Below are 24,544 nucleotides of genomic sequence, written 5' to 3'. Positions count from 1 at the left end.
AATCATTTTCTGCGAATCACAGGACTTCATCCTATAGTAAAATTAGTCATGATTTGTGATGCTGCTCATTACCGGGCGCATGAAGGAGTGAATGACCCATGGCGCATGCAAATGATGTTCTAATGAATCAAATGTTAGCGAATGTGAATGATCCCAGCTGGCATATCCCGTTCCAGCAATCTGTGGAACATTTGACCGAGGATGAAGCGTTCTGGACACCTGCCAACGAGAGTCACAGCATTGTTGAGATCATACAGCACCTGCTGTATTGGAATGAAACGTGGCAGTCCAGGTACCGTGAATCGCGGATAGATGCCGTGCCCTCTATTGGGGGCAATCATTTAAGCTTCATCATTCCGGATCACGCGACCTTTGCAGAGTTGAGAGACCGATTGATAGCGGTCTTATTGCAGTGGCAGGAACTGCTGTCAGAGACCAAGCTTGAGCAGGAAGTGAACGGATTTCCGGGGCCGGCTAAGTGGTGGGAGATCATAAGCAATGCCACCCTGCACAATGCCTATCATATCGGCCAGATTGTGTATATTCGGAAGCTGCAGAAGAGCTGCAGAGCGCTGGAATGGTAATCCGCGGTTTTTCACACCTTAAGGTGTCCACGATTGGAATGTTTCGAAGTTGCTTTCTCCCGGGTCTCTAGAGATCTCCCTACTAAAAAAAGAAAAAATGCATGGATGGAACCCGAATCATTCCTGGGCCCAACCATGCACCTCGTTTACAACGCTTCTTTAATTACCCGTTTATAGAACATTACGGATAACAACCCGAATATGGAATACAGCGCCGTATATAACAGCATAACCATGACCATAGGCAGCCACAACTCGGTTCCGAAGAAGAACCAGCCGGATTTAACGGCAAAGTAACTGTGGGACAACCCGACGACCAGCGGAATGCCGAAATTAAACAGCTGCTTGATCTGAATTCCCTTCAGCAGGTTTCCTTGAGTAAAGCCCAGTTTCCGAAGAATGGTATAATTCGGTTTCTCCTCTTCAGCTTCATCCATCTGCTTGAAGTACAGGATGCATCCTGAAGTAATCAGGAAGGTAAGTCCCAGGAATCCCACGATGAACATCATCAAGCCCATATTGCTTTTCTGGTTGAAGGCCATTTCCGTCTGAGAGAGGTTCCCTGTTTCCTCGCTAATGCCGAGGCTCTTAAAGATCTGATTGGCCTGATCTACAGCGTTTGGATCCACAATATCAATGCCGAGATAGACATTGGTCTTCTTCTGGATCTTCGGATCCAAATCCTGAGCCAGCTTATCAAATACGGTCTGATCCACAATCGCTGTCGGCAGCCCGCCGCTTGCATAAAAATAGGATACGTAGGCTTCCTTGTCCAAGCCGATAAGCTTCTGCTTAAAGCTTTGTTTAGGGCTTATGAGTTCAATTTCTCCTGTGGTCTGAATCGCCATAAATTGCTGGATCGCGTCACTGTATCCCGTGAACAGCGTCTCTCCGGGGGAAACATCCTTGCCCTTCACGCTGGCATCACTGATGACCGGGATGATCATGGAACTGGAATCCACTTGCCCAGATATCTCCAGGCTGGCCCCGATAATGTCGGATAGGTCCGCATTTACCTGGATTACGTCGCGTTCGGTCTGCTTAAATTCGATATCTTCATCCGTAAGTGCCTGGATAAAGGCGGAAAAATCCTTCTGGTCCGCAACCGCAAAGTGATTGGGCACGCTCTGCTCGGCTGATTTCTCTGCAGAATAGTATGAGATATAACTGAGAGACAATAGTCCGATCGCGAGTGCGGATACGGTCGTAATGATGGTCAGCAGCAGCGCATTCGATTTCATGCGGAACATGATGGAGGAGAGGGACAGCACCTCATTCAGGGACAAGTAACCGCCCTTGCTCTTACGGATGGCATTGAATAGAAAGCTGACCGACCCTTTATAGAATAGATAGGTCCCGATGATAACCGATCCCAAGATCAGGATCATGGCCATGAACAGTTCGTTCATGGTGGTGAAATCCCCGCTGAACAGCTTGGTGGATACATAGTAACCGAGCACGATGAGCCCGATTCCAAACAGACCGAACAGCATTTCCAAGAAGGACATCTTCTTCACCCGGTTTTCGGTTGTGGATACCGCGTGGAAGAGGGACAGAATGCTCTGTCTTTTGATGAACGTATAATTCATGATCATGATCAACACGTATATGACGGCAAACACAATCACGGTCTGGATCATGGCTTCGGTGGAGAAGGTTAGAGCCGCCTTGGTATCAACGCCGGTGATCTTGAACAGAATCATTAAGATCAAGCGCGAACCCGCAAATCCGGCAAAAATGCCGATGACCATCGAGCCGAAATACAGAATCAGATTCTCCGCGCTGAGGATTCGGAATATCTTACCCTTGGTCAGTCCGATGAGTTGAAACAGCCCGATCTCTTTGCTGCGCCGTTTAATAAAGATCGTGTTGGCATACAGCAGAAATATCGCCACGATGGCTACTAACAGCACGGAAGCCGCGCCAAGCGCAGCCGCCCCCTTAACGGAGCCTTTCGCTTCATCCATTGCCGGATCATATTGCAGCGTAACAAACGCGAAGTACAGGCCCACGCTGAAGATGAGCGCAAATACATACAGATAATAATTTTTGATATTCTTCTTCAAATTCCGGTAGATCAGATAATTAATGTTCATTCTGAACACCGCCTAGCACGCCCTGAGTCTTAATGATGTCATTGAAGAAGGCCTGCTGGGATTGCTCGCCTTTATTCAGCTGGGTGTAGATCTGTCCGTCCTTAATGAAGACCACCCGGGTGCAATAGCTGGCGGCCACGGGATCATGGGTAACCATGATGATCGTGGAGTCGATCTTCTGATTTAATTCGCTTAGCTTGTTCAACAGATCGGAAGCGGACTTCGAGTCCAGCGCCCCTGTCGGCTCATCGGCAAAAATAATGCTCGGATCATGGATGAACGCCCGGGCGGCAGAGGTTCGCTGCTTCTGTCCTCCGGAGATTTGGTTCGGATATTTATCCTTGAGTTCGTAGATGCCAAGCTCGGTCGCGATTGTTTGGAACTTCTGATCGGCTTCCTTTTTGGATACCTTCTTGATGGAGAGCGGCAGCAGCACGTTTTCTTTGACGGTCAAGGTATCCAGCAGATTGTACTCCTGAAAAATAAATCCCAGATGGTGCTTCCGGAACTCCGCCAGCTCCTTCTCCTTGAGACCCGTAAACTCTTTGCCCTCGATTTTTATGCTGCCGAGGCTTACTTTATCGATCGAGGAGAGCACGTTCAGCAGCGTGGTTTTTCCTGAGCCCGATGCGCCCATGATGCTGACGAACTCGCCTTTATCCACGCGGATATCGATGCCCTTCAGCACTTCCTGTTTATTGAATTTGTTGCCGTAGCTTTTATGAATTTGGTTAGCTTCAAGAATTGCCAATTTCACTCACTCCTTCGTTATCTGTCCTTATCATAAAGGAGTCGGAGCGCCTTTTCCTTCGATTCGCCGAACAAAGCGCAAAAGCATGTGACATTGTTGTCACATGCCGGTCATGCTCACAAAATCATTCCGTTTCGGAAAGATTAAGGTGAAGGTGGTGCCGATGCCCGGCTTCGATTCCACCTGAATGCGGATCAACAGGGCATCGGCTACTTTTTGAGTCAGATAGAGCCCCATGCCTGTTGCGGCACTGTCCTGATGCGAGGTGGTTGAGGTGAAGCCTTTGTCGAAAATCCGGGGCATGTCCTTCGGATCAATGCCGCGTCCGGAATCCCGGATGGTGAGTCTGACATGATCATCCGTGAGCTCGCTCTCGACGATAATGTCCGAAGCGCTGCTGTATTTGACCGCGTTGGTTAACAGCTGGCGGATAATAAAGCCCAGCCATTTCGCATCACTGAGCACTTCCGTTACCTCAAGGGAAACGTCAAATCCGATGCCTTTCTGCATGCACCAGGACTTGAGCGCACGTATTTCTTGGAAGATGATCGGCTCAAGCACGGATACCTCGATCAGCAGATCATTCTGGATAAAGGGGATGCGCTTCTGGTGCAGCTGCTGGTCAAGTAGCAGGTGGATGCGGAGCCACTCATACTGGAGCTGAGCTTTTAACGTCTCATTTTCCATGCGCTCGATCATCAGCTGCATGGTGGTGAGCGGCGTTTTCACTTCGTGAATCCAGGATAACAGCTCGTCCCTTTCCCCTTGCATCTCCATTAGACGCATGGAGGATTCCTTCTTGAAGCGCTCGGTCTGGAGGGAGAGGATGTCCATGGCAATCGCTTCAAAGGGGTGCTCCGGCTCGCTGATGGCGGCTAAATCGTAGGTGTCATCCCACGCCTGGAGGCTTTTGTAGAACTTGGTTTCCCGATTGTACCTCACAAACAGAAACACCAGGAAGAACAGCGTCGACAGAAACACGATATAAAGGATGGGCAAGAACGGGATCTGGGAGTCCACGGCGGCTATGAACAGAAACAGCAGCTGCAGAAACAGGAAGAACAGAATCCAGCTTAGTCGTTCCCGGATATAGGCCATCATCATGCATGGGCCTCTTCCGTGGCGATATAACCTTGTCCCACCTTCGTTTCGATGTAAGGATCAAGACCGAGGGGCTCCAGCTTCTTGCGCAGCCGATTGACGTTGACGGTTAAGGTATTATCGCTGACAAAATGCTCGTTGTCCCATAAGCTCTTGATTAGATCTTCCCGGCTGACGATTTGATTCTTTCGCTCCATAAGGATTTTCAGAATGAACATTTCATTCTTAGTCAGTTCAGCGGTCCCCTGAGGGCAGCTAATCGTATTTTTACCGAATTCGACGGTGGCTCCACGCCATGTTCTCAGCTCTGTCCGTTCGGTGTTGTAATTGTATACCCGGCGCAGGGTGGCCTGGATCTTGGCAATCAGGACATCAAAGTGGAACGGCTTCTGAATGAAATCGTCGGCTCCAAGCTGCATGGACATTACCATATCGGTCGGATGATCGCGGGAAGACAAGAAGATAATCGGCACGTTCGAGTGGGAGCGAATCATTCGGCACCAATGGAACCCGTCAAACTTCGGCAGCTGGATGTCGATAATGACCAGATCGGGCTGAACCGCTGTAAATTCCTGAAGTACGGCGCTGAAATCGCGGATGCCATAAACATCATACGACCATTGCGAAAGGCGCTCCTGCACTTCATGGAATAGGGTCACGTCGTCTTCGATTAACATAATTTTAAACAAGAGATTCACCACGCTTTATAGGGTTGTTCAAAAGCCCCTTTGCAAACCTTCCCGGTGCTAAAAAAAGTTGACTGTTGAACTTGCACTTTACTATCCATATTTCATTCCCAGTGTATAGCAAAATGTCGATATGTGCTATCTGTGGGCAGCCATTCTGCGTGTGCGCATGTGACGAGGCTTAAATACCTATTTACAAACATTTCCTCACTTCCCATAATAGAAATGAGCCTATGACTTGGGAGGGGAAAACTATCGTTATGTATAAGAAGTTCAAATGGTTGACTGTACTCGTTGCAGCTGTGCTGGTCGTTATGACAGGATGTCAGGCTGTCGGGGGACTGGATATCAACAAGGCGTTGCTTACCAGTCTCGATGTTAAATCCAGCGAATCCAAGGCAAGTATTCGATTCGAGGTGGTGCCATCAGACAAGGCCCTATCGACTGAAGATAAACAAGCGATTGATCTCATTAATTCGTTATCCTTCAATATGGACCATGCCATCGTGCAGGATAGCAAAACGGTGTCCATTCAGGGCAGTGTCCAATATTCGGACAAGAAAATTCCGCTTCATATATCCATGGATTCCAAAGGAATGGCGATTCAATTGGAAGGCGCCAAGCAGCCGTTCTATCTATCGATGGATACAACCGTTCCCGGATTGCCTGATACCAGTCAGTATGAGCAGGCGATTCAAGATGTCGTGAAGAAGGCGGCAGGGCTTGTGCTGAAGCATTTCCCGAATCCATCGACAATAGCGGTGAAGTCCGCTCAGGAGAAGGTGAACGGGGAAAGCTTGAACCTGACGCATCTCCATATGGAGTTGACGGGTGAGGAAATTCTGAATATGTTCAAACCATTCGCAGAGAGTTTGCTTAAGGACGAAGCCGGTTTGAAGCAGTTGATAGGCGATGCTTACGATGCTATTTATCCGATGATGACCAGCATTGGTGAGACCTACGGCGAAGATGTGGAGCTTCTGCCGCAAGAGTCCAAGGAAGAAGCCGTCGCTTCGCTTTACGAAATGGTTCATGGCGGTTTGAGCGAGCTGATGGTAAATTACGATGAACAGAAGAAACAGTTATTAGAGGAGGTTCCTGGATCCGAAACGGTCTTCGGCAAGGATACAACACTCAAGCTGGATTATTTCTTCGATGAGCAGCTGAATACACGCAAGAGTGCGTTGGAACTAAACATCGCACTTCCGGCTTCTGAGGAACTGCCGCTGAAGTCCTTTAAGGTTTATTCCGAGAGTGAAGTATGGAACATCGGTGGCGCGGTCAAAGCCAATCAGGTAGACACGACCAAAGGCGTTCTCGACGTCCTGAACGGGACCGTGACGCCAGGCCAAGTGCTGCGGAACTTCGAGAAGGATTCCATCATCTATAACGTGTTGAAGGATGACCTGAAGATTACGCAAAAAATGATGTTCCTCAGCCCCTCGAGCGATGATTATGGATATGGTGTCATCAAGAAAAACAACCAAAGCTTCGTTCCGCTTCGTTACCTGACAGACCAGTTGGATGCTGAAGTGAAGTGGACCAAAGGCTCGAAGAAAATTAAAGTCATCAATGATCTGACAGGGGAAGAAATCGTATTGACCGTAGGCTCCAAAACAGCCAGCGTCGGCGGTGAAAACGTGACGCTGCAGGAAGCTCCATTCGTGCATAGCAATGGTTCAACCTATGTTCCGCTTCGGTTTATGGCCGAAGCGCTCGGCGCAACGTTACATCAGGAGGGCGACGGTTGGATTTCGATTAAACGTGATTAACGCTGATTGTTATTGATAACGGGCCTGGGTATGCCTGTTATGAAACGTTAGGATTTAAAGTATAGCGGGGCTGTTTCCTATCATCTTGGGATGATGGGAAGCAGCCTTTTTGTCATTACTTCCTTTATCGCGCCAACTGTACCGGTACAGTTGGCGTTATTTCAAATCGAAACGAAGTCCTTCATGCCGTAAGATAAGTAGCAAATGCACCAACTTCCTGGTTGGACTCAAATAGAGAAGATGAAGGAGATATACTTATTATGAATACACCGAATACAAGCCGTGCCTATGCCGCTGCGTTAGGATATACGGTCATCATTGGTTTTTCGTTTATGTTTGTGAAGCTGGCGCTGATCGTTGCTAACCCGCTGGATACGTTGGCACACCGGTTCACCATTTCGTTCATTGTCGCATCGCTTGCGCTCCTCATGGCCCGTAGAAAGGTCAAGCTGGATCTGAAACGGCTGCTGACCATCGTGCCGCTGGCCATATTCTATCCATTCCTGTTCTTTACGCTGCAAACCTTCGGTTTGGTCTACACCTCTTCGGCCGAGGCCGGGATCATACACGCTACCGTACCGATCTTTACGTTGCTCTTGGCGTCACTGTTTTTGAAGGAACGCTCCAGCTGGGCACAAAAGCTATTTACCGTGTTGTCAGTGTCAGGGATTATCTCTATATTCGTGCTGAAGGGCGTTTCCTTCGAGACATCAAGTACGCTCGGGATTGTATTAATTCTGCTGTCGGCGCTTTCCAACGCGATATACAGCGTGATGGCACGCAAATTGACGCAGAAGCAGTCGGTACTGGATATAACGTTCATCATGTCGATGATCGGATTCGTGCTGTTTAACCTGATGTCGGCCGCTCAACATGCTGCGCAGGGGACGCTCGTACATTATTTTGACCCGTTTCTGCATCCGTCCTTCGTATGGGCCGTTCTGTATCTTGGCGTTTTGTCCTCCCTTGGAACATCGCTACTGTCAAATTATGCATTATCCCAGATGGAGGCATCCCGAATGGGCATCTTTAACAATCTGGCCACTGTGGTCACGATCTTTGGAGGTGTCGCCTTCTTGAATGAAGAGCTGGCTTATTATCATGTTATCGGGGCAGCGCTCGTCATTATCGGCGTGATCGGGACCAGCATTGCAGGGAGGTCTGCGAGTTCTAAGAGGAAACCGCGTAGGCGGAACGAATCCAAACATGCTTAATTAAGTTTGTAGTTGAGAACTTTCGGTTAGATCCCTAAAAAAGGCTTGAGATATTAGGTAGCACCTAATAAAATAAGGTGTGAGCTAATATTTGAATGGAACGGGAGGGGGACCCTTTGCTCGAATGGATGCTACGTAATGTGATGGCGGAGAGAGGGATATGGTCGGGAGCGGCTTTGGCGCGGCTGATGAAAGAGAAGGCGAATTACAGCCTGTCAGCTGCTTCCATTAGTGCCTTGCTGACGAACCAGCCCAGGCAGATGAAGGCAGAGACGTTAGATGCCCTTTGCACAACCTTAGAGTGTACTCCAGGTGACTTATGGGTGCATAAACCTCCTTCTAGAACTAAGGGGGCTTAAGTGAATGACGGTTAAAGCTATTGTGCCATTCGGTGATCCGATCTTGCGAAAGATCGCCCGGCCAGTTGATACCGTAAATGCCAGAGCATTGAAGATTCTGGATGATATGGCAGAGACGCTGTATGACAGCGAAGGGCGCGCTGGTCTTGCCGCACCACAAATCGGTATATTACGAAGACTTATTGTCATGGACTGCGGAGAAGGATTGATCGAGCTGATTAATCCAGAAATCGTAGAGAGGGACGGGGAACAGATGGGCCCTGAAGCGTGTCTCTCTTATCCAGGGTATTACGGATATGTGAAGAGAGCCAATAAAGTTAAGGTAAAGACATTGAATCGCCAAGGCGAGACGGTAATTCTGGATGGCGAAGATTATCTGGCCAGATGTATGCAGCATGAGATTGACCACCTGAACGGCATATTGTTTGTGGACCATGTTCGGGATGGATGGTTGTATCACGAGGAGACCCATCAACGCATCGAGCTATTTCCTGTCATTGGGTTATCCAATACAGGCGCATAACGGACATGGAGAGTCTCTCTCTTATGAGGAAAGAAATAGAACGGCTGGATGTTCTTATATCCGGCCGTTTTTTGTATATCATGCACGGCTAAAATAAGATTTTGAGTGTAGAAGGTTGACGGAACAGAATTCTCGTGATATTATTATCTTAAATTAAAGATGTTTTAAATCGAAATAATAATTTATGAAGGTTGGGCAAACACTTTCTAAATATAAGAGACGGAGGAATTTAATCATGAACGGATTAAAAGGAATTCACCATGTAACAGCCATTACGAGCAGTGCCGAGAAGAACTACGAGTTCTTCACCTATGTGCTCGGCATGCGGCTCGTGAAGAAGACGGTTAATCAGGACGATATTCAGACATACCACCTGTTCTTTGCAGATGACAAGGGCAGTGCCGGCACAGATATGACCTTCTTCGATTTTCCGGGGATCCCGCAGGGCAGACATGGTACAGACGAGATTTACAAAACCTCGTTCCGTGTCCCTAACGATGCAGCGCTCGAATATTGGGTCAAGCGATTTAACCGAATGGATGTGAAGCATCAAGGCATTCAAGAGTTGTTTGGCAAAAAGACACTCGCCTTTGTTGATTTTGACGATCAGCAGTATCAGCTCATCTCCGATGAGAACAACGAGGGTGTGGCTTCAGGAACTCCTTGGCAGAAGGGACCAATTCCGCTGGAGCATGCGATTACAGGACTCGGCCCGGTGTTTGTACGGGTATCCAACTTCGATAATTTCAAGGAAATGATGGAGAAAGTGCTCCAATTCAAGGAAATCGACAAGGAAGGTTCACTTCATCTGTTTGAGGTTGGTGAAGGCGGTAATGGCGCACAGGTGGTTGTTGAGTACAACGCCGTGCTTCCAAGAGCTCAGCAAGGCTTCGGCACCGTACACCACGCGGCCTTCCGGGTCGAGGACCGCTCAGTGCTGGAACATTGGATCAAGCGTCTGGACGACTTCCAGTTCCATACATCGGGCTTTGTAGACCGCTATTTCTTCCAGTCCCTGTATGCGCGTGTTGCACCGCAAATTCTGTTTGAGTTCGCAACCGACGGTCCAGGCTTCATGGGCGATGAGCCATATGAAACGCTGGGCGAGAAGTTGTCCCTGCCTCCATTCCTGGAGCCAAAGCGCGAGCAGATCGAGGGTATGGTTCGTCCAATCGATACGGTGCGCAGCACGAAGGAATTCGTAAAGGAATAATGTAATGAATCTTAAGAAGCAATCCGCTTATTTACGACAAGGGCGGATTGCTTTTTTTGTATCGCTGAAATAATGGATCTTACTATTCATTCCACTTCATCCGAACCAAACGGATGGTCCACGATGTACAGCCAGCTTCCGTCAGGTTGCTGTCTCACGATTTCGGAGGTATAACCTTGAAGCAGAAGAGGTTGGCCATCCCGGTCCGAGGTACGCAAGGTAAAATGGGCACGCAGCATAGCAATATTTTCAAATGGAATGCAGTATAGATTGGTGGAGACCATCTTGCCTTGAAGCAGCAGCAGTTCCTCCAGCGTATGGTGGAAAGAATGAATTCCGATCTCCAAGCTTCCATTGCGGTGGACATGAATACTGTTCGGTTCATACAATGCCAGCACCTGATCGATATCCCCTGAGTTATACGCGTCAGCAAATGCAGCATTCATATCCTCGGGCTTCCAAACTCGGCTTGCGGGAGTAAATGGTTTCATTGAATCTCCTCTTTCTGTATGATGATAGCAATAGCCTATCTGAAAATGAAAGCTGTGATAAGTACGCACAATTTTATGACATAGTCATCTATTTATGACCAATGACCAAGGGGGCTCAGTAATACATATGCCATATCAGGATGAGAAATATGGGTGCCCGGCTGAAGTGGGCTTGCACATGATTAGTGGGAAGTGGAAGCCCCGAGTCCTGTATGAGCTGTTTCAGGAAACCCTGCGTTTTGGTGAGCTGCATCGGAGAATACCTGAAGTATCAAGGCATGTGCTTACCGTGCAATTGCGGGAGTTAGAGGAGAGCGGAATCGTGAAACGGACGGTGTATCAAGAGGTGCCTCCCAAGGTGGAGTACTCGGTAACGGAATTTGGCCGGAAATTTGAAGCGTTGCTTGAGCAGATGGTTATTTTGGGTCAATTGTATATCGATTCTCAAGAGGTCCCTAACGAATAGCACTTCAAGATAGCCTCGATCAGAAGAAATATCCTTTGATGCACACATTCACCGATTAAGTACATCAATTCTGGTTTAAATACAAATACTGTATAGGAATGGATGACTTAATAGCCTGAGGTGGAGCATATGAAAGGGAGTTTATTCAAGAACATCGTGTTTACGGTTTCGGCCGTCATCATTGCTATTCTTGCTATTCTCGGGGCTGCCATGCCTGGAGCTTTCGGGGAAGTGGCAGGGTATTTGTACAGATTTACGACGAATACGTTCGGCTGGTTCTATCTGCTCTCGATCTTTGTAATTATTATATTTCTGATCTGGGTGGCAACCAGTAAATACGGCACGATTCGTCTTGGTGGAGATAAGGAGAAGCCCGAGTATCCGTTCTTCACCTGGATCGGAATGCTGTTCTCTGCGGGATTTGGTGTAGGGCTGGTGTTTTGGGGTGTGGCTGAACCCATGAGCCATTTTTTTAAGACACCCTTCGGCGGTGTTGAAGCACAAGGTGTAGACGCGGCACGTGTGGCTATGGGCTATTCTTTTTTTCATTGGGGGGTTAGCCAATGGTCCGTGTTTGCTCTTGTCGGACTTGTGATCGCGTTTCTTCAGTACCGTAAGCAGAAGGATGGGCTGGTATCTACAGCGCTGGAGCCTGTCACCGGCTCAAAGCGTGGTGTGAAGAATACGATTGATATCCTCGCGGTGATTGCAACGGTCATGGGCATCGCGACTTCCATTGGACTTGGCGTTCTGCAGATGAGCGGTGGTTTGAACACGATTATGGGAGTGAACAATGGTGTCGGGTTGCAGCTAATGATGTTGGGGCTTATTTTTGTCGCTTATATGATCTCGTCCACAACGGGATTGGATAAAGGGATTAAATACCTAAGCAACCTGAACCTCGCGTTGGCGCTCATTTTTTTATTGTTTGTGTTTGTTAGTGGTCCCACGGTGTTCATCTTGGAGACCTTTACCTTGGCGCTGGGAGATTATATTACGAATTTCGTATCGTACAGCCTGCGGCTTCAACCCTACGCAGAGGGCACGTGGGTACGGGAATGGACGATCTTTTACTGGGCTTGGGCGATTGCTTGGTCCCCGTATGTCGGAGCTTTCGTGGCTAGGGTGTCCAAGGGAAGAACGATTCGTGAATTCATTGTGGGTGTGATGGTCGTGCCGCCGGTCATTGCCTGTCTGTGGATCGCGGTATTCGGCGGGACGGCGATCTGGTTTGATCTGCACGAGAGCACCGGGATTGCCGCAGCCGTTAATGCGGATGTGACATCGGCCCTGTTTCAGCTCTTTAACCAATTGCCTCTCTCCATGGTCATGAATGTGCTGGCGATTTTACTCATTCTGACGTTCCTGGTGACATCAGCCGACTCAGCAACCTATATATTGGCCAGTATGACCACCTACGGCAGCCTGAACCCTCCTCAAATGGCAAAAATCGTGTGGGGCACGCTCATGGCAGCCATTGCCGGCGTCCTGCTGTATGCGGGCGGACTGGAAGCCTTGCAGACGGCTTCATTGATTGCGGCATTGCCGTTCACGGTGCTGCTGTTGTTGTTGATCATTGCCGTGGTGAAGCTGCTGCGCCGCGAGCCGATTCCAATTCGGAAGGCTGATCTGAAACGGTTCCGCCGTCTGGAGGAGGCGGCCAACCGGGGGAAGAAGTAAAGGCAAATGTTTGGCGGAACGAGGTTTTATATTACCTGCGCGATAAAGAGGGCATCCATGCGGGGCCCCTCTTTATTTTGTGAGGAGATAAGCTCGGAAATGACGGCTACCATAGCCAAACCAATACAAGCATAGTAATGACATGTGTAAGTAGTAGGCATACCAGGAAGACAGCCCAAGGGATCGAAATAATCCATGAATCCAATTAAAACATAGGATGTTTAGGATCACAAAGAGGTATACGGGGAACTGAAGGAGGATTCGTTTCTTGAAGGATCCGGACTTCATGTCGTCACCCGGGGTATAGGATTGCTTTCTATCTACATACGTTCGATCCAGATAGACATACAGCTCACCGACAAAATAACCTGTGAGGTACATTCCAACGATAGCGATGTTGATCCAGCTTGCATCCTGTCGAGGCAGCCCGAGGTTCATCAAGAGGTCAAATATCCAGAACATGCATAGTGAACTGATCGTCACGATGATCCATAGAGGAAATGTTGACATCCGTCGCTTTGCAGCTGAATCGACCGCTTCCTTTGATTTTGCCATAATACCTCCTTTTTGTTTACCGAGATAATTATCCTTATATTACCTTATTTATGAACTCTATGTATGAATGAAGCGATTCACCGCATACAAAATAGCCCTTATTACACCTCTGAAAGAGTGCAATAGGGGCTATTAGGTGTTCAGTTGAAAAGAGAATAACCATTATTTTTTCTTAAGCAGCAAATACACAAAATACGGCGCGCCGATGATAGCAACCATAATGCCTGCAGCGATACCGTCGGGATCCACAATGTTGCGTCCGATCGTATCTGCGAGCAGCAGCAGCCAGCCCCCGATCAATATAGCAATCGGAATGTACATCTGATTCCGCGGGCCAACCAGCGCTTTGGCAATATGAGGGCCCATGAGTCCGATGAACGTAATGCCGCCCGTAACCGACACCGCGGATGCTGCAAGCGCGACGGCGGCCAGAAGCAGCACAATGCGTTCCTTCTCAATCGAGACGCCGACACCGATCCCTACAGGATCGCTTAATCCCAGCAGATTCATGCGCTGCGCTTTGTACAGGGTGAACGGAATCAGGATGATCAGCCAGGGCAGCAGCGCCACAATGAAGGGCCAATCGGTGCCCCATATCCCGCCCGCCAGCCACTTGGCGATAAAATCGACCTTGGTCCGCTCGGCAGACGACGTGAGCACAATCATGACGCCCGAGAGTGCCATGGAGAACCCGACACCGGTAAGCACCAATTTAACGGGCTGCAGACCTTCGCCTTTCCGGAATGAGAACAGGTAGATGCCCACGGCCGTTAGCACAGCCCCGATAAATGCCGCCAAGGGCAGCATGTAGATAAAGGAGCCGGCTTCGATCGGGAAGAACAGGAAAAATACGGCCACGCCGACCCCGGCCCCCGAGTTTATTCCGATAATGCCTGGATCCGCGAGATCATTTCGGGTGATGCTCTGCAGAATGGCACCCGATAAGGCGAGCGCCATTCCGGCCAGCAAAGTAATGAGCATGCGCGGCAGGCGTACATCGAATATAATGAATTTCTCTTTGAAGCTGCCTTGGCCCAGCAGGGTTGGAATAATCCGGTCATAGCTAACGGACGAATAACCGAGACCCAAACCAACGAGGACAGTAACCACTGTAAGGATCAACAATACTAGAAACGTAATTCTTTGTTTTCTTAATAACGATGGATGAATCATGACATTCCCCGCCCTCCTTTGCGTACGATAAACAGGAAGAAGGGCAATCCCATGATGGCGATCAGAGCCGCTACGGGTGTTTCGTAAGGAGCATGCAGCGTTCGTCCGACTGTGTCGGCAAACAGCATGAAGATAGCTCCCACCAGGGCAGACATCGGGATGACATGGCGGTAGTCGGTTCCGACGATCCCGCGGACGATATGGGGAATCATCAGGCCGAGGAAGGCCAAATTCCCCACCAATGCCACAGAGGTTCCTGCCAGGAGGACAATCACGACAAACAGGACGCCTTTGATAACAGCAATGTTTTGTCCCAAACCGACGGCGACTTCTTCACTCAGGCTAAGGATGGTCAGCAGTCTTGATAGCACGATGGCAATCATAATTCCAATGAGAATAAACGGAAATATCGTCTGCAGCTGCCCCCATGATGTACCGATCACGCCGCCTGCCGTCCACATGGACACATCCTTGGAGATTTTGAAATAAATCCCGATTCCTTCAGCGATGGCATACAGGAATGCGGATACGGCTGATCCAGCCAGCACCATCTGTAAGGGAGAGAAGCCGCCTTTTCGCATGGCTCCAATGCCGAAGACCATCACGGCACCGACTGCTGCTCCGATGAAGCAGGCCACCATAATGCCAAAATAATTGGCAGACGGCAGGAAAGCCAGTGTGAAGGCCAGCGCCGCATTCGCCCCGCTGGTAAGGCCGAGCAGGCCGGGATCCGCCAGCGGATTGCGGGTAATGCCCTGCATGATGGCACCGGAGACCGCCAGCGCGGCTCCGACCAGAATGGCGGCAACCTCACGGGGCAGCCGAATTTCGCGAAGGAGGGATAATTTCTCGCCCTCCATCGAGGTGGTGAGGGCAAACCATACATCCTTGATGCTGGTTTCAGCTGCGCCGAACACCATCGCAACGACAAACGTGCCGATAAATACGATGAAACCCGCCATCAATTGGATTGAAAAAGGAATGGACCGTTTCGTAGGCTTTGTCATGGAATCATCTTTTCATCTTAAAGTTGGAATATTCAATCTAAATAAGTCTGAGCAAGGGCAGCCTATATCCTATTTGCCCAGAAAATGTTCCGTAATGAACTCCAGCTGGTACTCCAGCGTGGTGGCATCATTAAAATAAATCCGGTTTCCGTCCGCTTCGAATACGTGGCCATTCTTCACCGCCGGGATTTGCTTATACGTCTCGGTTTGCTGGAAGGACGTTTCGGCATCGGCAAATTTGCTCAGAATAACATAGTCACCGGCATACTCCGGCAGCACTTCTGCGGAAATAGCATAATAGCCGTCCTTTAATGCCATTTCTTTCACTTTTTCCGGCATTTTCAGCTTCATTTCCTGATACAGGATTTCGGTACCGCGGCCCCAATTATCGCCATATACATAAAGCTGCTTATCAAAGCTCTCGATCACGGACACGGTTGCGTCTTCGCCGATCTTCGCGCGAATTTCATCGCCGGCTTTTTGCGCCCGCTGCTTGAAATCGTCGATCCAGGCCTGGGCTTCTTTTTCTTTGTTCACCAGCTTGCCGATTTCAAGATGCTGCGTCAGATAATCAACTTTACCGTAGGTGAAGGTAACGGTTGGGGCAATCTCTTTCAGCTTATCCACGTTCTTGATATTGGACAGGCCGATGATGAGGTCGGGATCCAGTTCGATGATTTTTTCCAGGCTTTCATCCGTCACTTCTTCGGCATCCTTGATTTTGTCCGCAAATGCGGGATTGGCCTTGGACCAGGAATCCACGCCCACCATGTTGACGCCGAGTGCAAGCAGGTCGCCTACGTAGGAGGACAACACAATGACGCGCTGCGGATTGGCAGGCACCTCAACGGGTCCGTTCTCGGACCCGTATGTAATGGTCCCGGATGGGGCTTCGCTTTGTTCCGTTTTAGGTGTTTCGGCCGTTCCTGTATGGTTGCTGCTTGTCTCCGCAGGCTTGCTGCTGCAAGCACTAAGAATGAGCAGCAGCGCTATAAACGGGATGAGTAGTTTCTTCGTAGGTGTCGTTTTGCTGTGTTTTGAGTACATCCTCTTTTTCCCCTTTTAAAAGATTGTATGTGATACAGATCGGTTTTGCCGTGCGTGGATCGCGGCCGATCTCTGCATCGATATGGAATACTTTCTTTAATACGTCATGTGAGATGACGGCTTCCGGATCTCCGGCCTGAATGATATCTCCATCCTTCATCGCGATAATGTAATCCGCGAATCTGGCGGCTTGGTTTAAATCATGCAGAACCATAACAATGGTACGCTCCTGCTCGATATTAAGCTTCTCCAGCAGTTCCAGGATCTCAAGCTGATGCGCCATGTCCAGGTACGTGGTTGGTTCGTCGAGGAAGATCATTTCGGTCTCCTGAGCAAGTGCCATCGCAATCCACACCCGCTGCCTTTGTCCGCCGGACAGAGCATCCACCGAGCGATATTTGTAATCCTGGGTTCCGGTAACCTCCAGCGCCCAGTCAATCACTTCCATATCCTGCTTGGTCAAGCGGCCAAAACCGCGTTGATGAGGATATCGGCCATAGGAGACAAGCTCGCCAACCGTCAAACCGCCGGGTCCTTCCGGCGTTTGGGGCAGAATGGCCAGCTTTTTCGCCAGCAGCTTGGTGTTCATCTTAGCGATTTCTTCTCCATCCAGAATGGCAGCGCCGGACTGGTAAGGAATAATGCGGGTAACAGCCTTCAAAAGAGTGGATTTGCCGCAGCCGTTAGGCCCAATAATGGTTGTGATTCTTTTATCGGGAATATCTACATTAAGACGATTCAATATCAGATTCTCGCCGTAACCGACGCTTATTCGATCTGTACTTAGGCGAATCATCATTTCACCTCCAGAATAGTTAGCTAACAAACGATAATGATTCTCAATTTCATCCATAAATATAATGTGGGGCCGCGTCGTTGTCAATAAATATCTTAATGGAAATTTTAAATAATATTCATGTTTCATCTGAATAATATCCATATATAGATTGGCAGGGTGTTACATACCTATATATAGGCGAAATTGTGACAATATGAATTTTTTCTAAATGATTGATTGTAAAACGGTGAAAGGCAACGTATACTAATTGATAATGATAATCATTTACGTTACAAGGTGATCACAAACAGCCTTTTAATCTATAGACCGGGAGTGAAATGCATGAGTGGGAAAGAGATATTTGATGTAACGGTTATTGGTGGAGGACCAGCAGGATTATATTCTGCTTTTTATAGTGGACTGCGCGGCATGAAGACCAAGATTATAGAATATCAACCCATGCTTGGCGGGAAGGTTCACGTCTATCCGGAGAAAATGATATGGGATGTCGGCGGACTGACGCCCGTTCCGGGCGCGAAGCTGATCGAACAGATGGTTCAGCAAGGCTTGACGTTTAATCCCGAAGTGCTGTTGAACGAGAAAGTTGAATCGATCGCCCGCAATGAGGAAGGGCTGTTCGAATTACATACGGCGAACTCCGGCGTGCATTTGTCTAAAACGGTTATCGTGGCGGTCGGAGGAGGCATCCTGAATCCGCAGAAGCTGGAGATTGAAGGAGCCGAGCGGTTTGAGGTTTCGAATCTGAACTATACGGTGAAGTCCCTGCAGCATTTTAAAGGCAAAACCGTCATTGTGTCCGGTGGAGGGAATTCAGCCGTGGATTGGGCGAATGAGCTGGAGCCTGTAGCGAAGAAGGTGTACTTGGCCTACCGCAAGGACGAATTGTCAGGCCATGAAGCGCAGGTCGAGCAGTTGATGAACAGCAGGGCCACTTGCCATCTCAATACATCGATTACGAAGCTCATTGCTTCAGATAATCATGAGGTGATTGAACGGGTAGAATTGACCAACAATGCGACGGGAGAAGTTTCCTATCTGGCGGTAGATGAAGTTATTATTAACCATGGCTATGAACGGGATATGTCGCTGCTGGAGAACAGCAAGCTCGATATTCATCGGGTGGATGATTACTATATCGCGGGCAACGCAAGCTGTAACTCTTCCATTCCGGGGCTGTATGCTGCCGGCGACATCCTGCATTTTGACGGGAAGCTGCACCTCATTGCCGGTGCCTTCCAGGATGCCGCGAACGCGGTGAACAGCGCGAAGCAGTTCATTGAGCCGGATGCCAAAAAATTCGCGATGGTCTCTTCGCACAACGAGATGTTCAAGGAGCGCAATCGCGAATTAGTGAAGCAATTGATCAATTAGAACCTCGGTGCTGGAGAAGGGGAGCCTTTCCGACAAAAGAAAGTCGATGACCGCTTCTTAATAGAATAGGCTGGCGAATGGGCAGTGTGGGGTGTGTACCCGCGCTGCTTTTTTACTTTGCTTAAGCAGGTTGGTCTATATCGGTCGGGTGATCATGGCAAAAGTGTTTAGCATCGTAACGATCAACCTTTATTCAGGTGAATAAAATACTATCGTTCTTCAAGATGGCAGCCTGTATAATCCTGAATAAGGGAGTGTGAGCGTAAGTTGAAGATTAAAGTGATCATAGCGGACGATAACTCTTTTATTAGGGAAGGCATGAAAATCATTCTGGCTACGTTTGATGAGTTCGACGTGGTAGCGACGGTTGAAGACGGCCAGGAAGCGGTCGCCTATTGCGAAGCGCATGAAGTGGATGTGGCACTGATGGACGTCCGGATGCCGAATCTGAATGGGGTTGAGGCCACGAAACAGCTTACGGAGCGCACCAAAACCAGGACGCTGATCTTGACGACCTTCGACGACGATGAATATATTACCGACGCGATGCTGAACGGCGCCAAGGGTTATCTGCTAAAGAATAACGACCCGGAACGGATTCGCGATGCGATCAAAACCGTGTACCACGGCCATCATGTGCTGCAGGACGTCGTGTTGGATAAAATCAAATCCGGGCTGAAGCCGGACAAGGAAGACAGCGGTACCAAGTTCGACCGGAGTCTGTTCACCGAACGGGAACTGGATATTATGGCGCTTATCGCCAAAGGGCTGGCCAACAAGGAAATCTCGAAGAAGCTGTTTATTTCCGAAGGCACCATTGCCAATCACATCACTTCGATTCTCAGCAAGACAGGTCTTGAGCATCGAACCCAGATTGCGATTTTTTATCTGACGGGGGAAGTGAATAAGTGAGCGAACGCCGAAATTATGCCGAATCGTGGATCATCGGCTTTAAAACGATTCTATTCCTGTATGTGATCGGCCAATCTTATGCCTCTGATCTTGCGATAACACCGTGGTATATCCTTGTCATTCTGCTCTACCTGTCCGTGAATGTATCCGTCTATATTTTCAAGAGCCGGAATGTACAGCCGTTCTTCATGGTACTGGCTGTTCTTGTTGTCGCGGCTTCCTCATTCTACATCCATCCGCTGTTGTTCATGCTGCTTCCCGCGAACTTGTACGAGCTGCTGTCTTTATGCCTTCGCAGGAGCTGGATGATCCTGGTCCCCCTGTTGGTTCCAGCGCTTATGGTGCCTCACGAACTTGTCATTACCTATGTTTTTATATCCGTTCTATCCTATATCTATCTCACGATGCTAAGAACTTTTGTAAGCCGAGTCGCATCCTATCAGGAGCAGAATGAGCACATGCATCTTGAACTGGATCGGCTGACCGAGCGGCTGAGCGAAAATAATGAGTACATCCGGCAGTTTGAATACATGTTCAAGCTGGAAGAGCGAAACCGGCTGTCTCAGGAGATTCATGATAAAATCGGGCATTCCATGACGGGTGCATTGATTCAGATGGAAGCGGCCAAGCGCTTGATGGCAGCGAATCCGGACAAGTCCGCCGAGCTGCTGCAGAATGCCATCTCGATCTCCAAAGAAGGCATTGAGAGCATCAGACTGGTTCTGAAGAATGTGAAGCCGCCTACGGAACAGCTCGGCATCAACCGGATGCGTTTATTTCTGGAGGAGTTCTCGGCTCAGCATCCAATCAAGACCGTATTGACGCATGAGGGCAATGTGGACCGGATCACGCCGCTGCAATGGAAAATTATTCAGGATAACACCCAGGAAGCGTTAACCAACACGATGAAGTATGCCAACGCAACGGCAGTCTCGTTACATATTGAGGTTCTGGGCACCATGATCAAGGCCAAGGTCAGCGACAATGGCAAGGGTATGCAGAAGGTCATCAAGGGTCTTGGGATCGTAGGCATGGAGGAGCGCGCCGCGGTCGTGAATGGAACCGTGATCGTGGATGGCTCCAATGGCTTCTCGGTGACCACCTTGATTCCTTATAGCTAAAACCCGGTAAGCGCGATTTGACGGATGAGGAGCATCGGGGACGAGGGCATTTCCCTTCCCCCACAAGGGTGAAGATTTGGATCGTCAACAACATGAAGATTCTCATGGGTAAGGATGAACTTGTGCACTATCGCAAGGGCATCCTTTTTTCGTACGATACATACAGATCAAGTCCACCGGTTGATGCGTGGATGGAATATGGAGGCGAAACGCGTATGAACGTGCTGGAGATCAAAGGGCTCACGAAAAAGTTTGGGGATTTCATAGCGGTAGATCAGTTGTCGTTGAACATACGGGAAGGCGAGATCTTCGGCTTCCTGGGCGCGAACGGAGCTGGCAAGAGCACAACCATCAACATCATATCGTCGCTCATGCCCATGACCAAGGGAGAGGTTCATATCCTGGGCAAGAATCTGGTGAGGCATCGAAAGTTCGCGAAGCAGCAGATCGGCATGGTTCCGCAAGAGGTTGCGATTTATGAGGATCTGACCGCCTATGAGAATGTTCATTTTTTTGCCGGATTGTATGGATTGAGAGGATCGGAGCTGAAGAGCAGGGCAGAGGAGGCCCTCGCCTTCGTCGGACTTAGCGACAAACATAAGATATACCCGAAGAGTTTCTCGGGGGGCATGAAGAGACGACTGAATATCGCCTGCGCCATTGCTCACAGACCAAAGCTGATCATCATGGATGAGCCGACCGTCGGCATCGATCCCCAATCGAGGAATTATATCCTGAATTCGGTCAGGAAGCTGAACGAGATGGGCAGCACGATCCTGTACACGAGCCATTATATGGAGGAAGTGGAGGAGCTCTGCACCCGGATTGCCATTATCGACCACGGCAAGATCATAGCGGAGGGCACGAAGGCACAGCTGAAGGCCATCATCACGGATCAGAAGGATATCGGAATTGAAGTACAATCGGCCGCCCATCTCGAAGTGAGCAAGTTGGAGGAGATTGCAGGCGTCAAAGCGGTTGAAGTGAAGGAAAATATCGTGCATATCAGCTCCGATGCAGAGGTCAATAACTTGAATAAAATCATTCAACAATTCACGACGCAAGGCATCGAGATTCGTTCCATTCAAGCCTCCGAGCCGAATTTGGAAACGGTGTTCCTGACGTTGACCGGCCGGAGCCTTCGGGATTAGCGGACCTAGGAAGAGGGAGGTGGAAGTACATGAACGTACTAAGAATCGCGCTGAAGGAGATGAAGATCGTCCGGGAGCCGCGGATGCTGGTATTCATGCTGGCAACGCCCGTGCTGCTCATTCTGATCCTAGGGACGGCGCTGTCGAGCGCTTTTAACGGCAGTACTGCGATTGGAGACATCCGGGTGTTATACCATGACAGCGGAACGGAACCCGCGCTTACGGAGCAATGGCAGGCATTTATGCAGGAGGCGGAGCGTTCATCGGGCATGCTCTTTGAGCAGGCCAAGGAAGGCATGAATGGACAGCAGGAAGTGAGAAACAACCGGTACACCGGTTACGTGGAAATAGACGGCCAAGGGATCCGATATGATGGAAACAGCCGCAACAGTATGGAGAACGGGATTGTGCAGGGGATGCTGTCCGCATTTACCGACCGGTACCGGCTGTCAGCCGAAGCCTCGAAGATCGATCCGGAATATGAGAACAAGCTGCTTGTTAATGATGGAGAGAGCTATGTGGTTGAGTCTTCCATTCAGGGGGCGAGGCAGCCGGGTTCACTTGATTATTTTGCGATTGCGGTGACTACGATGATCATTCTGTATAGCGCCTTGACGGCAGGCGGATTAATCGATAGTGAGCGAAAGCGAAATACCGCGCAGCGCCTATTGGCCTCACCGGTGACGAAAGCCGAGATTTTTGCCGGAAAAATAACGGGCACGCTCGCGATCAATGCCGTATTTGTCATCATCGTTGTGCTGATCAGCAAATATATGTTCAATGCCTATTGGGGGGAGAACCCCATCATGGTGTTCCTGGTATTGTTCACCGAGATCCTGTTTGCGCTCAGCCTCGGGCTCGGCATCAGTTACGTGCTGAAGGGTAATGCAGCCGGAGCTGTCATCATGGTCATTATTCAACTGGCTGCGTTCTTTGGGGGAGGGTATACGCCGGTTGCAAGCACAACGGGATTCATGAGGGAGGCCGCAACGTATTCTCCCCTGCATTGGTCCAATGAAGCTCTGCTGCAGCTGATTTATTCAGGCAGCGGGTCGGCAGCCATGCATGCGATGATGCTGAATATTGGGTTTTCCATCCTGCTGCTGGCCGTAGCCATGAGTTCGATGCGAAGAAGGGAGGGACTATAATGTTGAAGGATATGCTCTGGCTCATTCGAAAGACGGTATTGACCTCGTTGAAGGATTATAAAAATCTGCTACTCGTTATTGCGCTTCCCATTGTCGGTATTCTGCTATCCACCTTAATCTACAAGGGTGCCGGAGAGACTTCCGTTACCATTGGCATCGTGAATCACGATATCGAACAGAAAGTCACGCAAGATACGATCGATTTTGTTGCTCAATTGGAGCATACCGAGGCATCGGTCATTAGGGAATCGGAAGCGGATGACTTGGTTGTGTCGGGTGAGCTGGATGCGGTGCTGATCTTCCCCGAGGGGTTTGCGAAAGGCGTAATTCAGGGGACACCCGAGCCGGTCCGGATCGAATCGATTAAGGGAGCTCAGGTTACCGGTTATGTCAAATCGTATCTGAACGCGTACGTCCAGAATATTTCATCCATGGGGGTTATAGCGGATGGCGATGCCGCTGCGTTTAACGAATTATACAGCGGTTATCGGAGTTCAACGTTTCAATTGTCCACGACTACGGTTGCGGATCAATCGGCTAATCATGATATGACCAACCGGACGATCGGTTACTTGGTTGTGTTCATGTTATTCTCTGCCGTGAATCTATCGGCATTGACAATCCGGGATCGTGAGAACCGTACGTACTATAGACTCTTATCGTCGCCTATTACTGCCCGCAGTTACGTCTTCTCGAATGCTATCGTGAACATCGTTCTGATGATGATCCAGATTGCCGCCACCTTGTTTGTTATGACCCGATTCTTTCACATCGAGCCAGGCATTCCGTTATGGCAGATGTTCCTGATTCTGTCGCTGTTCGCTCTGGTCGCGGTCAGTTTATCGCAGGTCATTGTCGCGTTCTCTGACAGCACCATGATGGCTAACGGAATCCAGACGATGGTGATCATGCCGACTTCGCTGCTGGCAGGGTGCGTATTCCCGCTCTCCGTGATGCCGGAAGCGATTCAGCGAATCGCCGATTTCCTGCCGCAGTATTGGCTGCTCGATACGTTTGGCAAGCTTCAGCAAGGAAGCAAGCTGAATGACATCATGCTAAATGTGGCGATTCTGCTGGCTTTTGCCTTGGCCTTATCGCTGATTGCTACCTACAAGTTTGGGAGAAATAGAGATACACAGAGCTATATTTAAATTTAATGGTGGGGTCACCTTGTACTGCACATAGGATGACCGACTATAAGCGATTAGGGGCTTGCTTAACCAGCACAGCTCCCTTTTTCATTAGTCTAAAACCCGTTCTTCCGGCGAAAAATCTATTGGAAAAAAATGAACAAAGCTATTTCATCTGGAGTTACTCCATGGTT

Annotated in this window: 24 protein-coding genes; 14 read left to right on the top strand and 10 right to left on the bottom strand. The window is 49.3% G+C overall.

The annotated features are described in order from the left end of the window. The first annotated feature begins 98 nt into the window (after window positions 1–98). Complete coding sequence (locus NYE54_RS32750) at window positions 99–584, top strand: DinB family protein (protein WP_339268859.1); 486 nt, start codon at window positions 99–101, stop codon at window positions 582–584. Window positions 585–730: 146 nt separating this feature from the next. Here the strand turns inward: NYE54_RS32750 and NYE54_RS32745 are convergent, their stop codons facing one another. The 4 genes from NYE54_RS32745 to NYE54_RS32730 form a co-directional block, all read right to left on the bottom strand. Further along, window positions 731–2,680 (bottom strand): ABC transporter permease, encoded by a 1,950-nt coding sequence (locus tag NYE54_RS32745; RefSeq protein WP_339268857.1) that lies wholly within the window; start codon window positions 2,678–2,680, stop codon window positions 731–733. Beyond that, the gene (locus NYE54_RS32740; RefSeq protein ID WP_339268855.1) at window positions 2,670–3,431 is read right to left on the bottom strand and encodes an ABC transporter ATP-binding protein; all 762 of its coding nucleotides are present in this window, start codon (window positions 3,429–3,431) and stop codon (window positions 2,670–2,672) included. The genes NYE54_RS32745 and NYE54_RS32740 overlap by 11 nt, the downstream gene beginning before the upstream one ends. Before the next feature lie 99 nt (window positions 3,432–3,530). Beyond that, window positions 3,531–4,535 carry a sensor histidine kinase gene (locus NYE54_RS32735; protein ID WP_339268854.1) on the bottom strand — a complete coding sequence of 335 codons (1,005 nt, stop codon included), beginning with the start codon at window positions 4,533–4,535 and terminating at the stop codon, window positions 3,531–3,533. Then, window positions 4,532–5,221, bottom strand: a complete 690-nt coding sequence (locus tag NYE54_RS32730) for a response regulator transcription factor (RefSeq protein WP_339268852.1) — start codon at window positions 5,219–5,221, stop codon at window positions 4,532–4,534. Before NYE54_RS32730 ends, NYE54_RS32735 begins: the two co-directional genes overlap by 4 nt. A gap of 257 nt (window positions 5,222–5,478) precedes the next feature. Between NYE54_RS32730 and NYE54_RS32725 the strand changes: the two genes are divergently transcribed. The 5 genes from NYE54_RS32725 (at window position 5,479) to NYE54_RS32705 (ending at window position 10,299) form a co-directional block, all read left to right on the top strand. Then, window positions 5,479–6,990 (top strand): copper amine oxidase N-terminal domain-containing protein, encoded by a 1,512-nt coding sequence (locus NYE54_RS32725; protein ID WP_339268850.1) that lies wholly within the window; start codon window positions 5,479–5,481, stop codon window positions 6,988–6,990. Between the two features lie 260 nt (window positions 6,991–7,250). Continuing rightward, complete coding sequence (locus tag NYE54_RS32720) at window positions 7,251–8,204, top strand: DMT family transporter (protein WP_339268848.1); 954 nt, start codon at window positions 7,251–7,253, stop codon at window positions 8,202–8,204. Between the two features lie 116 nt (window positions 8,205–8,320). Further along, window positions 8,321–8,563 carry a helix-turn-helix transcriptional regulator gene (locus tag NYE54_RS32715; protein ID WP_215161186.1) on the top strand — a complete coding sequence of 81 codons (243 nt, stop codon included), beginning with the start codon at window positions 8,321–8,323 and terminating at the stop codon, window positions 8,561–8,563. Between the two features lie 4 nt (window positions 8,564–8,567). Then, window positions 8,568–9,086: a peptide deformylase gene (gene def, locus NYE54_RS32710; protein ID WP_339268846.1), complete on the top strand. Its 519-nt coding sequence runs from the start codon at window positions 8,568–8,570 to the stop codon at window positions 9,084–9,086. Between the two features lie 235 nt (window positions 9,087–9,321). Beyond that, window positions 9,322–10,299: a ring-cleaving dioxygenase gene (locus tag NYE54_RS32705; RefSeq protein ID WP_339268844.1), complete on the top strand. Its 978-nt coding sequence runs from the start codon at window positions 9,322–9,324 to the stop codon at window positions 10,297–10,299. Between the two features lie 86 nt (window positions 10,300–10,385). Here NYE54_RS32705 and NYE54_RS32700 read toward each other — a convergent pair whose 3' ends face one another. After that, a complete protein-coding gene (locus tag NYE54_RS32700; protein ID WP_339268842.1) occupies window positions 10,386–10,790 on the bottom strand; it encodes a DUF4440 domain-containing protein in 405 nt (134 codons plus the stop codon). A 127-nt stretch (window positions 10,791–10,917) separates the two neighbouring features. Here NYE54_RS32700 and NYE54_RS32695 point away from each other — a divergent pair, with 127 nt between their 5' ends. After that, window positions 10,918–11,256 (top strand): helix-turn-helix domain-containing protein, encoded by a 339-nt coding sequence (locus tag NYE54_RS32695; RefSeq protein WP_215161194.1) that lies wholly within the window; start codon window positions 10,918–10,920, stop codon window positions 11,254–11,256. 129 nt (window positions 11,257–11,385) lie between these two features. Further along, entirely contained in the window at window positions 11,386–12,936 is a 1,551-nt protein-coding gene (locus NYE54_RS32690; protein WP_339268840.1) for a BCCT family transporter, read from the top strand. Between the two features lie 72 nt (window positions 12,937–13,008). Here NYE54_RS32690 and NYE54_RS32685 read toward each other — a convergent pair whose 3' ends face one another. The 5 genes from NYE54_RS32685 to NYE54_RS32665 form a co-directional block, all read right to left on the bottom strand. Next, window positions 13,009–13,491, bottom strand: a complete 483-nt coding sequence (locus tag NYE54_RS32685) for a hypothetical protein (RefSeq protein ID WP_339268838.1) — start codon at window positions 13,489–13,491, stop codon at window positions 13,009–13,011. A 162-nt stretch (window positions 13,492–13,653) separates the two neighbouring features. Next, window positions 13,654–14,664: an iron ABC transporter permease gene (locus NYE54_RS32680; protein WP_339268837.1), complete on the bottom strand. Its 1,011-nt coding sequence runs from the start codon at window positions 14,662–14,664 to the stop codon at window positions 13,654–13,656. Next, complete coding sequence (locus NYE54_RS32675) at window positions 14,661–15,671, bottom strand: iron ABC transporter permease (RefSeq protein ID WP_339268835.1); 1,011 nt, start codon at window positions 15,669–15,671, stop codon at window positions 14,661–14,663. The genes NYE54_RS32680 and NYE54_RS32675 overlap by 4 nt, the downstream gene beginning before the upstream one ends. Window positions 15,672–15,740: 69 nt before the next feature. Beyond that, window positions 15,741–16,718, bottom strand: coding sequence for an iron-hydroxamate ABC transporter substrate-binding protein (locus NYE54_RS32670; protein ID WP_339268833.1), 978 nt, complete (start codon window positions 16,716–16,718; stop codon window positions 15,741–15,743). Next, window positions 16,642–17,514, bottom strand: a complete 873-nt coding sequence (locus NYE54_RS32665) for an ABC transporter ATP-binding protein (protein WP_339273741.1) — start codon at window positions 17,512–17,514, stop codon at window positions 16,642–16,644. Before NYE54_RS32665 ends, NYE54_RS32670 begins: the two co-directional genes overlap by 77 nt. Window positions 17,515–17,838: 324 nt before the next feature. On the opposite strand from NYE54_RS32665, the gene NYE54_RS32660 reads away from it, so the two are divergent. The 6 genes from NYE54_RS32660 (at window position 17,839) to NYE54_RS32635 (ending at window position 24,371) form a co-directional block, all read left to right on the top strand. Next, complete coding sequence (locus tag NYE54_RS32660; protein WP_339268831.1) at window positions 17,839–18,888, top strand: NAD(P)/FAD-dependent oxidoreductase; 1,050 nt, start codon at window positions 17,839–17,841, stop codon at window positions 18,886–18,888. 267 nt (window positions 18,889–19,155) lie between these two features. Then, on the top strand, window positions 19,156–19,800 hold the full coding sequence (locus NYE54_RS32655) for a response regulator transcription factor (RefSeq protein WP_339268829.1): 645 nt from the start codon (window positions 19,156–19,158) through the stop codon (window positions 19,798–19,800). Beyond that, window positions 19,797–20,921 (top strand): histidine kinase, encoded by a 1,125-nt coding sequence (locus NYE54_RS32650; RefSeq protein WP_339268827.1) that lies wholly within the window; start codon window positions 19,797–19,799, stop codon window positions 20,919–20,921. Before NYE54_RS32655 ends, NYE54_RS32650 begins: the two co-directional genes overlap by 4 nt. 215 nt (window positions 20,922–21,136) lie before the next feature. Next, window positions 21,137–22,072, top strand: a complete 936-nt coding sequence (locus NYE54_RS32645) for an ABC transporter ATP-binding protein (protein WP_339273739.1) — start codon at window positions 21,137–21,139, stop codon at window positions 22,070–22,072. Window positions 22,073–22,101: 29 nt separating this feature from the next. Next, complete coding sequence (locus NYE54_RS32640; RefSeq protein ID WP_339268826.1) at window positions 22,102–23,220, top strand: ABC transporter permease; 1,119 nt, start codon at window positions 22,102–22,104, stop codon at window positions 23,218–23,220. After that, window positions 23,220–24,371 (top strand): ABC transporter permease, encoded by a 1,152-nt coding sequence (locus tag NYE54_RS32635; RefSeq protein ID WP_339268824.1) that lies wholly within the window; start codon window positions 23,220–23,222, stop codon window positions 24,369–24,371. Before NYE54_RS32640 ends, NYE54_RS32635 begins: the two co-directional genes overlap by 1 nt. Window positions 24,372–24,544: the final 173 nt, after the last annotated feature.

This window comes from Paenibacillus sp. FSL K6-1330 (assembly GCF_037976825.1).
Lineage (GTDB): Bacteria > Bacillota > Bacilli > Paenibacillales > Paenibacillaceae > Paenibacillus_AQ.
The sequence above is the reverse complement of the archived record's forward strand: the minus strand, read 5'-3'. Positions and strand labels throughout refer to the sequence as shown.

Coding starts and splice junctions, on each gene's coding strand:
- NYE54_RS32750 (WP_339268859.1), top strand. CDS start 99: ATGGCGCATGCAAATGATGTTCTAATGAATCAAATGTTAGCGAATGTG.
- NYE54_RS32745 (WP_339268857.1), bottom strand. CDS start 2,680: ATGAACATTAATTATCTGATCTACCGGAATTTGAAGAAGAATATCAAA.
- NYE54_RS32735 (WP_339268854.1), bottom strand. CDS start 4,535: ATGATGATGGCCTATATCCGGGAACGACTAAGCTGGATTCTGTTCTTC.
- NYE54_RS32725 (WP_339268850.1), top strand. CDS start 5,479: ATGTATAAGAAGTTCAAATGGTTGACTGTACTCGTTGCAGCTGTGCTG.
- NYE54_RS32720 (WP_339268848.1), top strand. CDS start 7,251: ATGAATACACCGAATACAAGCCGTGCCTATGCCGCTGCGTTAGGATAT.
- def (WP_339268846.1), top strand. CDS start 8,568: ATGACGGTTAAAGCTATTGTGCCATTCGGTGATCCGATCTTGCGAAAG.
- NYE54_RS32705 (WP_339268844.1), top strand. CDS start 9,322: ATGAACGGATTAAAAGGAATTCACCATGTAACAGCCATTACGAGCAGT.
- NYE54_RS32700 (WP_339268842.1), bottom strand. CDS start 10,790: ATGAAACCATTTACTCCCGCAAGCCGAGTTTGGAAGCCCGAGGATATG.
- NYE54_RS32695 (WP_215161194.1), top strand. CDS start 10,918: ATGCCATATCAGGATGAGAAATATGGGTGCCCGGCTGAAGTGGGCTTG.
- NYE54_RS32690 (WP_339268840.1), top strand. CDS start 11,386: ATGAAAGGGAGTTTATTCAAGAACATCGTGTTTACGGTTTCGGCCGTC.
- NYE54_RS32685 (WP_339268838.1), bottom strand. CDS start 13,491: ATGGCAAAATCAAAGGAAGCGGTCGATTCAGCTGCAAAGCGACGGATG.
- NYE54_RS32680 (WP_339268837.1), bottom strand. CDS start 14,664: ATGATTCATCCATCGTTATTAAGAAAACAAAGAATTACGTTTCTAGTA.
- NYE54_RS32675 (WP_339268835.1), bottom strand. CDS start 15,671: ATGACAAAGCCTACGAAACGGTCCATTCCTTTTTCAATCCAATTGATG.
- NYE54_RS32670 (WP_339268833.1), bottom strand. CDS start 16,718: ATGTACTCAAAACACAGCAAAACGACACCTACGAAGAAACTACTCATC.
- NYE54_RS32665 (WP_339273741.1), bottom strand. CDS start 17,514: ATGATTCGCCTAAGTACAGATCGAATAAGCGTCGGTTACGGCGAGAAT.
- NYE54_RS32660 (WP_339268831.1), top strand. CDS start 17,839: ATGAGTGGGAAAGAGATATTTGATGTAACGGTTATTGGTGGAGGACCA.
- NYE54_RS32645 (WP_339273739.1), top strand. CDS start 21,137: ATGAACGTGCTGGAGATCAAAGGGCTCACGAAAAAGTTTGGGGATTTC.
- NYE54_RS32640 (WP_339268826.1), top strand. CDS start 22,102: ATGAACGTACTAAGAATCGCGCTGAAGGAGATGAAGATCGTCCGGGAG.
- NYE54_RS32635 (WP_339268824.1), top strand. CDS start 23,220: ATGTTGAAGGATATGCTCTGGCTCATTCGAAAGACGGTATTGACCTCG.